The sequence below is a fragment of the Serratia sp. Ag1 genome (genome assembly GCF_000743355.1).
Taxonomy (GTDB): domain Bacteria; phylum Pseudomonadota; class Gammaproteobacteria; order Enterobacterales; family Enterobacteriaceae; genus Chania.
The window spans coordinates 206,748-219,818 of the sequence record NZ_JQEI01000008.1; the positions used below are offsets into that span (position 1 = coordinate 206,748).

Genomic DNA, 13,071 nt, shown 5'->3' on the forward strand with positions numbered 1-13,071 from the left:
CACCACAAGCTAAGCGCGCCAGAACGTTCGTGAGCACAGGATGAGAATGGGGTAAATCTCCAATCTACCAAACAGCATTGCGGCACACATCAGCCATTTTGCAGGGGAACTCAAGGTTCCAAAGCCAGCAGCGGTTTCTCCAAATCCTAAACCCATATTGTTAATACAGGCCGCGACAGTGGCGAAAGAAGTCATGAGATCATAACCCATCAGGTTTAACGCCCAGATAAAGAAACAGCTGAAAAAGATGTAGAGAAAAAAGAAACTCCACACTGAGCGCAAGACGCGGTCTTGGATGGGCGTATTCCCTACCTTGATGGTGTAAACCGCGTTAGGATGCAACATCTGCTGGAGTTCACGCCGGCTTTGTTTATACATGATCAGGAAACGTAGTGCCTTTATCCCGCCACAGGTAGAACCTACGCAACCGCCAAAAAAACTGGAGGCGAGCAGCATTATCACCGTGTGGGAGGGCAACTGGGCATAATCTGCGGTGGCCAGCCCGTTATCGGTCATCATCGAACTGGTAAGCAGGAATCCATGAACGAAAGCATCTTTTACGCCGTACATTTTTGAACTGAAGAGCTGGGTACATACCAACACCATAACGATGCTTAGCGCCAACAAAAAGAAGCGTAACTCATGGTTTCTATATAAAGGTTTCAGGCTGCGGCGCTGAGCGGCGACAAAATAAAGCGTGAAGTTAATGGCTGCAAGGATGGAGAAAATACCGCCAACCATCTCGACGCCGGCGCTTTCATAAAAACCCAGGCTCTCGTTGCGTGTAGAAAATCCCCCGAGCGAAACTGTTGAAAGAGCATGGCATAAGGCGTCGAACCACGGCATGCCTGCTAGACGAAACGCCAGAAGGCAAAGTAACCCAAGCAGCATATAGGTTGACCATAGACTTTTGGCCGTATCGGTTAAGCGCGGGGTTAAACGTTCTTCTTTGAATGGGCCGGGCATTTCAGATTGGTATAGTTTGGTGCCCCCGATGCCCAAGAGCGGTAGTATCGCAACTGCCAGCACAATCACGCCCAAGCCACCAATAAAGTTAAGTTGAGCGCGATAATAGAGAACAGATTTTGGGACATCGCTGATATCATTCAGTACCGAAGCCCCGGTCGTGGTGATACCAGAGACGCCTTCAAATATGGCGTCTGTCAGGCTGATATTGAGAGTGTTATCCAGCCAAAGCGGGAGCGCGCTGATAAGAGAGAAAAATAGCCAAAATAATACGATGATCAGAAAACCATCTTGAGTACGCAGTTGCACCTTTTTTTGGCGCGAGGCCTGCCAACAGATCCCACCCAATAAGCTGGCGATAATCAATGTGTAAAAAAACGAAAACAGGCTGCTTTCTTTGTAAATCAGAGCTACTAACATCGGTGGGAACATGGAAAGGCTATAAAGCAGAACCAGAAAACTGCAAAGGTTGATAACGACTAACGTTTGATTTTTATTGACCATATTTTTATACAGATCGCGTCAGGGTAATCGGTTACCTTGGGTGAATTTTCCTATAAAGGATAAAACAAGTAGCACGAAACTGTAAGATTTTTATGTCAAATCTGTCTTCTATCCTGGCAGAGCTTGGTTGCAACTTAATGGGTAAGCGCTGGAGAAAGCGACGTTCAATTTATAGCAAAGAGAATGGGGTATTCTTGAAAGCACTTGTTCCACAGCTATCAGGTTTCCATCTTTTGCTAAACTGTAAGTAAGCAGGTGTGCTACTCGGCAGCAGGAGGTCTAGATGTCTGAATCCGAACTATTTCAGGCGTTGTTGCAACGCGTTGCTGTTTTAGAGGCCAGAGAGCAATCCCTAACCGCCGCTTCCAATGCCTATCAGGCCATCATCACGACTATTCTGGGGAATCTGGATAAGTCTACTCGCGACAATATTATTGCAATGATCGATCAAGCGCATGAAATTGCTTATGTGCGTGCTGCGCATTACTGTGACGAACCGAAAAAGCGCAAAATCAAACAGGCCGATGATGTTGCCCAACGCATGTTCATGGTTGCCCAAGGGAAAGCTTCACAGTTGCGGTGAGCCAGAGAGATATAACAATTTATGGAGGATAATATCGTAATTGATCTATCTCGTTAAATGACCCTTGTGTTAGCGTGGGCAGATATGGGTAGTAGTAATAATGTGCTTATGCATAAGGTATTGAGATGGACACGATCAAAAGTATCTTGATAAAAGAAATCGAGCAGATCAACCAGCAAGAGCGGCGTGATGGCAAACCGCGATTCAACAGTGAGTTTGCGCGCGACCACCGTTATCTGTGTCTTGCCATGTTTGCAGGCTATTTGGCCGTAGTGGCTGTGATGTATCCAGTGCCTTACATGGGGTTATTGGCATTTTGGGGATTCACGGCTTTTGTGTTGTTCATGTTCGCAATGTTGCTGATTGAGATTAAACCCGTTTATCGTTTCGAAGATATTGGCGTGTTGGATTTACGCGTTTGTTACTACGGTGAGTGGTACTTTACCCGCGCATTGTCGCCGCAGACAGTGCAAGAGTTGCTTAATGAACCCTCAATCAGCGCGGCGTTAAAAGCGCGAATGCAGGAGATCATTGCCAACAAGGGCGAAATCGATTTTTACGACGTCTATGATCTGGCGTATACAAAAATGCCGGATAACTCATCCACCAGGCTGGCTGCGCTGAATTGAAGGAGGGGCGCATGTCGCTTATAATCTCCCTTTGAAACAGGTTAGCTTGAGGAATTACGATGAGTGATGATATTTTCGATTTTGATATTGATGCCGAATTAGCAAAAGCTGAAGAAAAAGCGGCTCAAAAAGCCAAAGAGGTCCCTGAAATCCTTGAGGATGAGGCGGATTGCGAAGGTTGCAAAATCTAATCGTGACTCCAATAAAAAGAACCGCTGCGGCGGTTTTTTTACATCTGTGCAACGTTGGTTGAGTCGCAAGGGCTTAAAAAGAAGCCCGCAGTTTAGGGCGGGCATAACACTTGAGTATGAGGGCGATTTATTGTTTTTCTTAATACAGGCTAAGCATACGCTTAACCTGTATCTGATGGTGTAGTTGCATTGTAACAAAATTATTATCGTGTTCTTGCATTAAGCTCGACGACCAGCCCAACGTTAACCTTGAAGTATGATCGGTATATCAATCACTTGACTAGCGCCGGAGTAGTGGCTAATCGGTAATGATTTTGACACCTATCTTACTGATTTTATTTGCTTCCATCTCCGCAATCGTCCAGGTCAAACCATCCCACTCAATCTGGTCACCCAAAACGGCTTCGCCGCCAATCAATTCAGTAACAAATTGACCGAGTGTCTGCTGGCTATCGATACCTTCCTGCAGATTAAGGCCATAAAGCTCTGAAATATCGCTCAGGCGAGCATCGGATTGCAAAATAAAATCGCCGAAAAAGCGCTCATCCTGTGTGATGGCAGGTGCCTGACTGAATAATCTGCCGAGGGTAGGGAGATCGTGCTCATGGCCGATAACACACAAAATGTCACCTTCAAGCAGGCAGGTGCTACCACTTGGATGTAATAATTCTTTACCACGGAACAGGGCGGCAATGTGGGTCCCAGGTGGCATTTTGAGCTCACGCAATGCGGCACCAACGCACCAATTCTCTGATGTCAGTTGATAGATAAATTGTTCCCATTGGTTTTCTGGATGGACGTCCAAACCAACGCGAGAGATAGGTGTCGGTGCTGGTGGAACCACCACTTTGGCTTTTCTGGCAGCGAAAGAGAGTGTTGTACCTTGCAATAGCAGTGAAACCAGTACCACAAAGAAAGCCACATTGAAGAACAGGTGAGCGTTCGGCAACCCTGCCATCATAGGGAATACGGCTAAGATCACCGGTACTGCGCCCCGTAAGCCAACCCAGGAGATAAATACCCGTTCGCGCAGGGTAAAGTTGCGAAACGGTAACAAACCGAGAAAGACCGAGAGCGGGCGTGCAAACAGGATCATCCACAGCGAAAGCAACAGCGCCGGGATTGCAATAGGCAACAGATCGTGTGGATTAAGCAGCAGCCCCAAAACCAGGAACATCCCGATCTGGCTGAGCCAAGCCAAGCCATCGAAGGTTTGCACAATACCATGACGGTTGCGGATAGGGCGGTTACCCAGCAGCAATCCGCACATATAAACCGCCAGAATACCGCTCCCGTCCAGGGCTGTGGTTAAGGCAAATATCAGAATACCGCCACTGACTGCGAGCAGAGGGTATAGCCCTTCAGCCAGTTTGATGTGGTTGATCAGTGTCAGCAACAGCCAACCGCCGCCGAAACCTAAAATGATCCCCACGCCAAACTGCTGCAGCAGGTGCACAAGGAACATCCAGCTTAATGAGGTTTCCCCTGCGGCAATCATGGCGATCAGCGTAACGGTCAAAAACATGGCCATAGGATCGTTACTGCCGGACTCAATCTCCAGGGTTGCACTGACACGCTCGTTCAACCCTTTACCACCAAGCAGGGAAAACACGGCGGCAGCATCGGTAGAACCGATAATAGCACCGATCAATAACCCCTGAATCAGATCGAGGTTAAACAGCCAGGCAGCAGCCATTCCGGTCAAGCCTGCAGTGATCACTACGCCGACGGTGGCTAATGACAAGGCTGGCCATAAAGCAACACGGAATGAACTGACTCGCGTACGCATCCCCCCGTCAAGCAGGATCACGGCAAGCGCCAGGTTACTGACCAGATAAGCGGCGGGATAGTTGTCAAAAGCGATTCCCCCCGGGCCATCTACACCAGCCAGCATGCCGATTGCCAGAAAGATCACCAGAATTGGAATGCCTAAACGTGAGGAGAAAGAACTGAGGAAAATACTTGCTCCCACCAACACGGCACCGATGATGAACAAGTTATTGATCGTGCTGGCATCCAAAATAATGAGCTCCTATGGGCTAAATGAAAGGAAGGGGCATCAGAGCATGATACCTATGCATAATAATAGCCTGTTTTTCTGGTAAAACGCCAAGGCTGATTGCGAAAAGAATTGAGCTATTATTGCTATTTCAGGAACGATTTACAGGAAAATGCGGCAAAAGGATATCATTTCTACTTTTTATCTCTATGAATCAGTAAATTGATAGCAGGCATTGATAATAAAACCTGACTAGGGCTGAGGTGGCTACAGGGGGCAACTATTTTGTTGTCCATTTTGCGACGATGATTGTCCGTTAAGCGGGCGCAGGCCAGGTTCAGGCAGGAAATAATGGCAGGGTACAGCCATTTTTCTTGAGGAGAATCCAGATGTTAACTAACCCAGCAACCAAGTATCGCCCATTTCCAGCGATAGACTTGCCTGGCCGCCAGTGGCCCAGCCGCACCCAGCAATCGGCTCCCCGTTGGTGCTCCAGTGATTTGCGTGATGGCAATCAGGCTCTGGCCGATCCCATGGACAATACCCGTAAGCATCAATTTTATCAGTTACTGTTGGAGTGTGGGTTCAAAGAGATCGAAGTGGCTTTCCCTTCGGCCTCACAAACCGATTTCGATTTTGTTCGCAGCCTGATTGAACAACGGCTGATACCTGATGATGTCACAATTCAAGTGCTGACTCAGGCGAGAGACGAATTGATCGACCGCACTTTGGAGGCTTTGCGCGGCGCTCCGCGTGCAATCGTGCATCTGTACAATGCGACTGCACCCATGTTCCGTGACATTGTGTTCAAACAGGATAAGGCGGCTACCGTGGCTTTGGCGGTCAATGGCACACGCCGCATTCGTCAATGGTGTGAACAGCACACCGAAACTGATTGGACCTTTGAATATTCACCGGAAACCTTCAGCGCGACTGAACTGGAGTTTGCGCTGGAGATTTGTGAAGCGGTGGCCGATGTCTGGCAACCCTGTTCACAGCGCCCCATGATTATCAACCTGCCAGCTACGGTGGAAATGAGCACGCCGAATATCTACGCCGATCAGATAGAGTGGTTTTGCCGCCATTTCAGCCAGCGTTCGCAGGTATGTATCAGTGTACATCCACACAACGATCGCGGCACCGGTGTTGCCTGTGCTGAATTGGCAATGCTGGCTGGGGCCGATCGGGTAGAGGGTTGCCTGTTTGGCAATGGGGAACGGACGGGCAATGTGGATCTGGTGACGCTGGCGCTGAATCTGTATACCCAAGGTATCGCGCCAAAACTGGATTTCAGTCGCCTGAAACAGGTGGTTGAAGTGGTTGAACAGTGTAATCAACTGCCTGTGCATCCACGTCATCCCTATGCTGGTGAATTGGTCTTTACAGCGTTCTCCGGTTCGCATCAGGATGCGATTAAAAAAGGTTTTGCAGCGCAGCAATTGCGCCAGGATAGCGTGTGGCAGGTGCCCTATTTGCCGCTGGATCCGGCGGATGTCGGCTGTAATTATGAAGCGGTGATCCGTGTTAACAGCCAGTCAGGCAAGAGCGGAGCCGCCTGGTTACTGGAACAGAATCACGGATTGGTGTTGCCACGTGGGTTGCAGATTGATTTCAGCAAAGTGGTGCAGCTTGCCACCGATGCAAGTGGCAAGGAAATGACCAGTGCGCAGATCTGGCGTCTGTTCCGTAACAGCTATGGTTTGGTAGAAACGCCACCGTTGCAGCTGCTCAGCTATCACACGCATAGCCAGGGAGATCATGATTACAGTTTTAATGCGCTGGTAAACCTGAATGGTGAGCAATTACAGCTACAGGGGGTAGGTAATGGACTGCTTTCTAGCGCGGTGGATGCTTTATGCCAACGTTTTGGCTTGGAACTGGCCATCGACGATTACCACGAACATACATTAGGACACCAGAGCCACAGCCGAGCTGTCACCTACATTCGCTGTACTCTGGCAAAGGGTGAAGCTACCTATGGTGTCGGGATCGACGTTGATTCTGCCCGCGCCTCGCTGCAGGCGTTATTCAACGTTGCTGGTTGCTATTTGAAATAATCACGGGCTGAGCCTGGTTGAAATAGGTACTGGGCGATACGCCAAGCACGCGGCGGAACATGGAGCTAAAGGCGCTAGGGCTGTCGTATCCCAGGTCCAGTGCCACTTCTAATACTGAACCGCCAGCGGCAAGGGCATTCAGGGCCGCAAGCAGGCGGGCTCGACGTACCCAATCACTGAAGCTCAGGCCGGTTTCACGCTGGAAACGGCGTGATAACGTCCGGCCACTGATATTAATCTGTTTAGCTGCGAACTCCAGTTCCCAATTTTGTGCCAGTGATTGCTGAATGTGTCGGCATAATCTTAACAAGTTGCCATCCCGGGGTTCGGGCAGATTAAGCGGCAGAATCGGTAATAGGCGCAATTCGTCAAGGATCAGTTCCATAATCCGCTCTTCTCGCCCACCGGCACGATAGTCAGGGGCGATATCCATCGCGTTGACAATCAGTTCACGCAGCAATGGAGAGATCTGTACGACTTGGCAGAGAACGGGTAAATCAGCCCGTGCCAACGGATCAACGAACAACGTTCTCACTGCCACATTGCCGGTAAAACGCAAGTTATGTACCACGCGGGCGGGCAACCAAACGCCACGGCTTGGTGGCACTACCCAACTCCCCATACGGGTATTGACCTGTATGACGCCGCTGAGGCTGTGGATCAATTGTGCATAGTCATGCTGATGATCCGGCTCATAATCGCCATGCCTATAATCTTTGGCGAACGGTACAATAGATTGATTCCCTGAAAGAAAATCGAAGTGATGTTGCATCGACTAGCCTGTATCCATCCATGAAGCGGTTATCGCAGCATGCCATGACTGGTGCGATAGCACCAGATTCTGGTCGTCGGAAAACGCATTAACTGAACTGCAGTATCAGGGCTATGGCGTTATGGTATTTAACACAGCGACAGGAGGCAAAATGGATCTGACTAATGCCATATTGCGTATCGCCCGCCCAACCGACCGGTTGCATGAGATCGCGCAGATGTACTGCCATGGTTTGGGGTTTAAACGACTTGGCGAGTTTGAATATCATCAGGGTTTTGATGGCATCATGCTCGGCCATCCGCAACATACCTATCATCTGGAATTTACTCACCATCGTGGCGTGCGGGTAGGGCAAGCTCCCACGCAAGACAACCTACTGGTGTTCTATTTACCCGCGTTGGAGCAATGGCAGAGCATGTGTGCGCAGATGTTGGCTGCAGGGTTTAGGCGAGTACCCGCTTATAACCCCTATTGGGAGGTTAATGGGCAAACCTTCGAGGATTTGGATGGTTATCGGGTGGTGCTACAGCAGGGAACCTGGCACATGTAAAAGCCAGCGGCGAGCGCTGGCTATAGAGAGAAACCAAGGAGTTATGAAGCTTCTGCTTTCCCTTGGGTGTTTTCCAACATACGACGAATCGGTACGATCAGCAAAATCAGCACCGCAGCGCAAATCACTAGAGCGATAGAGCAACGAGCGAACAGGGTTGGCAGCAACTCCAGTTTATCTGCTTTCACGTGGCCGCCGATCAGGCCAGCCGCCAGATTACCCAAGGCGCTGGCGCAGAACCACAGACCCATCATTTGGCCGCGCATTCTGTCCGGTGCCAATAGCGTCATAGTGGCCAAGCCAATCGGGCTCAGGCACAGTTCCCCCAGCGTCAGCATCAGAATACTGCCCACCAGCCACAGAGGTGATACCCCAGCGCCACCATTGTTTAGCACGTTTTCGGATGCCAGCATCATCACGCCAAAACCTGCTGCCGCAAATAGAATGCCGAACACGAACTTGGTGATGCTGCTGAAACGCACTTTATTGCGTGCCAAAGCCGGCCACATCCAGCTAAAAATCGGTGCCAGCAGGATAATAAACAGAGCGTTGACTGACTGGAACCACACCGCCGGGATCTCAAAATCACCTATCATACGGTTGGTATAGTCGTTAGCGAACAGGTTGAAGGAGGTGGGTTTCTGTTCGAAGGCAGACCAGAAGAACGCTGCAGAGATCAGCAGGATAAAGCATACCAGCAGACGCGCTCGTTCTTTGCGGCTCAGGCCAGCGAAGAAGAACAGATAGATAAAGTACAGCGTAACCGAAGCGGCGATCACATAAACCAGCATGCTGGCAACGGCGACCGGGTTGATAACGATGATACCTTGAGAGATCAGACCAATAATGACCGCGACACCGACAGCCAGTGCTGTGAGCCAGGCGCCTACGCCATTCTTCTTGCTGATCGGGCTGTTCCAGGTGGAGTCGAGGCCGACTTCACTGTCGTAGCGCTTCATTGATGGCACGGCAAAGATGCGGAAGATGAGTAATGCGACCAGCATCCCGATTCCGCCGATACCAAAACCCCAGTGCCAACCGTGCGAGCGAACCAACCAGCCGGAGATCAATGGGGCGAGGAAGGAGCCCATATTGATGCCCATGTAAAATAGCGAGAAGCCACCGTCACGGCGTGCATCGCCTTGCTTGTACAGTGTACCAACCATCACTGAAATACAGGTTTTGAACAGGCCGGTACCCAGTACGATGAACATCAGGCCGATAAAGAACAAGGCGGTACCCATGAACGCCGACAGGGCGATAGACAGGTGGCCAAGAGCAATCAGGATCGAACCATACCAGACAGCTTTCTGCTGCCCTAGCCAGTTATCTGCCAGCCAACCACCAGGCAAGGCGGCCAAGTACATACAACCAGCAAAGATACCGACGATCGCCGAAGCATTTTCACGCGCCAGACCCAGACCACCATCATAAACGGCAGCGGCCATAAACAGGATCAGTAATGGGCGGATACCATAGAACGAAAATCGCTCCCACATCTCGGTAAAGAATAACGAACCGAGCGGATAGGGATGACCGAAGAAGGTTCTGTTTTCTTTTGGTGTAACAGAGGATTGCATAAAATCTTCCCGATAAAGTGTGCTGCAATCATGCAGCTTTACTGTGGTATGTGTGTTTAAGTAAGGCTACTCGGCAAAATCTCAAAACAACGCGTGTTTAAGGCCTGCTTGCCCTTGCTTCACCAGGTCAGAGCTTAACCTTGGCGTGATATTATTGAGCCATCTGAGGACGGGGCAGTGATTTTGTCGAGTACCTCTCCCCATTTTTTATATGAAAAGTCGATAAACGTCTACTTTCTTGGCTTTTATTTTGCCTAAAACAGCGTTTAACTTGATAAATGGTTTATTTCTCTGCATATGTTTACAACTCTCTTTAAAATTAAGCACTAATGCAAGACTATTCCGAATCCCGTCTTTGCTGAAACAACACGTCTCTGCCTGAGAAACTAGAGTAAATAGAGGGTAGTCGAGAGAAATGGGGTGAAGTGGATATAAGTGAGGCTTTGTTTTCTGGCCTGTGTCGTGGAATGCTCCCGCGCATGACTGACGCGGGAGTTTTAGCATTTATACGCCCACTAAGGTTTCAAACCCGTTGGATGCCAAGGTGAGGGCGACGTCGGTGATTGTATAATGGGCCACTGCAGTGAAGGGATCCTGAGCCAGGATGGCATCCAACCGTGCCCGTTCAATGTCTTTCACCAGGATCACTCCGCCGGTACGCGGATTCTTACGCCCAGAAGCGATGAAAGTACCCTCCTGATAATGTTGTTTTAACCAGGCGACATGCCCCTCAAGATGGCTATCGACCTCTTCAATTGGACGATGATAAGTCAGGTTAACGATGTACATGAAAACTCCTTTGCCCCATAAGAAAACCATAACATCACATCGTTTGGCCCGTACATCAAGCAAGATAGCGCTGATAGAAAGGGATGGTGCTAATAAAGCGCAGCTTCACCTTCTGGCCGGGTTTTGAATCGGCGATGCAGCCACATGTATTGATCCGGGGCCAGTAGGATCTCCTTTTCCAGCACTTTGTTCATGAAAGTGGCAGCGGCAAGTTCGCTATCTAACGGGAAGTCTTCCACTGCGGGTTGAATGATCAGTTCATATCCCTTTCCTCCCGGCAGGCGGCGTGGAGTAAAAGGGATAATGGCTGGTTTGCCCATCCGTACCAGAACATAACTGCCGCTGGTGGTGGCGGCTTTTTCTACCGCAAACAGAGGAGCAAATACGCTACTGCGAGGGCCGTAATCGTGATCGGGCGCATACCAGATGATTTCACCCTGCTTCAAAGCACGGATCATCCCTTTAACGTCTTTGCGATCCAGCATTGATTTATTGGAACGCATTCGCCCACGGGTTTGCAGCCAATCCATCAATTGATTGTCGTGTGGGCGATAGACTCCGATTCCTGGGTTATGGATGCCGAAAATCCGTGCACCCAACTCCAACGTCAGGAAATGTAACCCGATCAGCAATACCCCTTGCTGGTTGTGGCGTGCCTGTTCAATATGCTGCAAACCGCTAACGGTAAACCAGCGTTCAATACGCCAGTTTGGCCAGAACCAGGCCATAGCTGTTTCGAATACGCCCATGCCCACTGACTCAAAGTTTTTGACGAGTAATGTATCCCGCTCGGTTGTTGGCATGTCAGGGAAGCACAGTTCAAGGTTGCGCCGTGCGATAGCGACCCGGCGTTTAAGAAAATGCATGGAGAGCCGCCCCAATCGGGTTCCCAAATAGTAGATGACCGGGTACGGGAGCAGGGTCAGCAAGTACAGTAGGCCAATACCAAACCAGGTGGGCCAGTAGCGGGGATGCAGTAACGATCGATTAAAAGAAGGAACTTGAGTCATGTGTTCTCAGCTTAGAAGCAGTCATTTAACAGTAAGACAGGTAAATTACGATAAGGATTTTCCTGCCGCTTATTACTGAACATTGTGACATTTTTCTATAGCAACAGGAAAACTCACCGCATTAAAACACCATTTTTTGCTGTAATTCAGACTGTAACGGCATTTTTTAAGCCAATTCAGGGCAGAAAAACATCAGGTTGAATAACAGAGTGGTGCAGGGTGTCAGGTTTTGCGTGCTTGGGGGCATTGGGTTAATGCTGTGTTGCCGAAAGTTTTCGGGTATCATGCACGCCGCACGCGGGTTTGTGGCCCGTGTGCCCTCGATCAGTTACCCCTCGAAAGACAGGAAAGTACACCATGCCAGTGTTACATAACCGAATTTCTAACGAGGAACTGAAGGCGCGTATGTTGGCTGAAACCGAACCACGCACGACAGTTTCTTTTTATAAATATTTTACTCTTGATGACCCTAAGGCGTTTCGCGACAGCCTGTATATTCAGTTTGATAAGCTGAAAGTTTTTGGCCGTATTTATGTGGCCAAAGAGGGCATTAATGCGCAGATCAGCGTGCCACAAAGCCATTTTGACGCTTTCAAGGCCACTTTATTTGCCTCCCATCCCGCGCTGGATCAAGTGCGCCTTAATATTGCCCTGGAGGATGACGGTAAATCTTTCTGGGTGCTGCGGCTAAAAGTGCGTGAGCGCATTGTGGCTGACGGTATTGACGACGCCACTTTCGATCCGTCGAATGTGGGGGCGTATTTGCAGGCCGAACGTGTCAACCAGATGATCGACGATCCGAACACGGTGTTTGTGGATATGCGCAACCATTATGAGTACGAGGTTGGGCATTTTGCAGGAGCGATCGAAGTGCCTTCTGACACTTTCCGTGAGCAGTTGCCAATGGCGGTAGCAATGCTGCAGGAGCAGAAAGACAAGAATATCGTCATGTACTGTACTGGTGGGATCCGCTGTGAAAAGGCCAGTGCCTATATGCTGCATAACGGATTTAAAAACGTTTATCACGTAGAAGGCGGGATTATTGAATATGCGCGTAAGGCCAAAGAGCAGGGGTTGCCGCTGAAATTCATCGGCAAGAACTTTGTGTTTGATGAGCGTATGGGGGAGCGTATTTCTGATGATGTGATAGCCCATTGCCATCAGTGTGGTGAACCTTGTGATACTCACACCAATTGTCTGAATGACGGTTGTCATCTGTTATTTATTCAATGCTCAAGTTGCGCAGCGAAGTTTGAAGGTTGTTGCAGTGAGAGTTGCCGCGAGGAGTTGCAGTTGCCGCGTGAAGAGCAACGTGCGCGCCGTGCTGGCCGTGAAAATGGCGTCAAAATATTCAATAAATCAAAAGGATTGTTGCAGACAGCGCTGCACATACCGGAACCCAAAAAATAGGGCCCAGTAAACTGAGCCCCTCTTGCAAAGG

12 protein-coding genes are annotated in these 13,071 nt (G+C 49.5%); 6 read left to right on the forward strand and 6 right to left on the reverse strand.

All coding sequences use genetic code 11. From position 1 onward, the window contains the following. Positions 1-9: 9 nt before the first annotated feature. Positions 10-1,470, reverse strand: coding sequence for a TrkH family potassium uptake protein (locus IV04_RS04930; RefSeq protein ID WP_037396054.1), 1,461 nt, complete (start codon positions 1,468-1,470; stop codon positions 10-12). A gap of 283 nt (positions 1,471-1,753) precedes the next feature. Between IV04_RS04930 and IV04_RS04935 the strand changes: the two genes are divergently transcribed. The 3 genes from IV04_RS04935 to IV04_RS27020 all read left to right on the forward strand — a co-directional run bounded on the left by IV04_RS04935 (position 1,754) and on the right by IV04_RS27020 (position 2,873). After that, positions 1,754-2,053, forward strand: a complete 300-nt coding sequence (locus IV04_RS04935; protein ID WP_037396055.1) for a hypothetical protein — start codon at positions 1,754-1,756, stop codon at positions 2,051-2,053. Between the two features lie 125 nt (positions 2,054-2,178). Then, entirely contained in the window at positions 2,179-2,682 is a 504-nt protein-coding gene (locus IV04_RS04940) for a YlaC family protein (RefSeq protein WP_037396057.1), read from the forward strand. A 59-nt stretch (positions 2,683-2,741) separates the two neighbouring features. Beyond that, positions 2,742-2,873, forward strand: a complete 132-nt coding sequence (locus IV04_RS27020) for a hypothetical protein (RefSeq protein WP_004942970.1) — start codon at positions 2,742-2,744, stop codon at positions 2,871-2,873. Between the two features lie 298 nt (positions 2,874-3,171). Here the strand turns inward: IV04_RS27020 and IV04_RS04945 are convergent, their stop codons facing one another. Beyond that, positions 3,172-4,893: a potassium/proton antiporter gene (locus IV04_RS04945; RefSeq protein ID WP_037396059.1), complete on the reverse strand. Its 1,722-nt coding sequence runs from the start codon at positions 4,891-4,893 to the stop codon at positions 3,172-3,174. Between the two features lie 368 nt (positions 4,894-5,261). Between IV04_RS04945 and leuA the strand changes: the two genes are divergently transcribed. After that, positions 5,262-6,929 carry a 2-isopropylmalate synthase gene (gene leuA / locus IV04_RS04950; RefSeq protein ID WP_037396061.1) on the forward strand — a complete coding sequence of 556 codons (1,668 nt, stop codon included), beginning with the start codon at positions 5,262-5,264 and terminating at the stop codon, positions 6,927-6,929. Here leuA and IV04_RS04955 read toward each other — a convergent pair. Further along, a complete protein-coding gene (locus IV04_RS04955; protein WP_037396063.1) occupies positions 6,901-7,701 on the reverse strand; it encodes a helix-turn-helix domain-containing protein in 801 nt (266 codons plus the stop codon). The two genes, leuA and IV04_RS04955, sit on opposite strands and share 29 nt — an antisense overlap. Positions 7,702-7,852: 151 nt before the next feature. On the opposite strand from IV04_RS04955, the gene IV04_RS04960 reads away from it, so the two are divergent. Continuing rightward, on the forward strand, positions 7,853-8,251 hold the full coding sequence (locus IV04_RS04960; RefSeq protein WP_037396065.1) for a VOC family protein: 399 nt from the start codon (positions 7,853-7,855) through the stop codon (positions 8,249-8,251). 41 nt (positions 8,252-8,292) lie between these two features. Here the strand turns inward: IV04_RS04960 and IV04_RS04965 are convergent, their stop codons facing one another. From IV04_RS04965 to IV04_RS04975, 3 genes are all read right to left on the reverse strand, one after another. Then, positions 8,293-9,831, reverse strand: coding sequence for a peptide MFS transporter (locus IV04_RS04965; protein WP_037396068.1), 1,539 nt, complete (start codon positions 9,829-9,831; stop codon positions 8,293-8,295). Positions 9,832-10,335: 504 nt separating this feature from the next. Beyond that, positions 10,336-10,620 carry a YciI family protein gene (locus tag IV04_RS04970; protein ID WP_037396070.1) on the reverse strand — a complete coding sequence of 95 codons (285 nt, stop codon included), beginning with the start codon at positions 10,618-10,620 and terminating at the stop codon, positions 10,336-10,338. 89 nt (positions 10,621-10,709) lie between these two features. Further along, entirely contained in the window at positions 10,710-11,630 is a 921-nt protein-coding gene (locus tag IV04_RS04975) for a Kdo(2)-lipid IV(A) acyltransferase (protein WP_037396072.1), read from the reverse strand. Positions 11,631-11,987: 357 nt separating this feature from the next. Between IV04_RS04975 and IV04_RS04980 the strand changes: the two genes are divergently transcribed. Beyond that, positions 11,988-13,040: a rhodanese-related sulfurtransferase gene (locus IV04_RS04980; protein ID WP_037396074.1), complete on the forward strand. Its 1,053-nt coding sequence runs from the start codon at positions 11,988-11,990 to the stop codon at positions 13,038-13,040. The last annotated feature ends 31 nt before the right edge of the window (positions 13,041-13,071 follow it).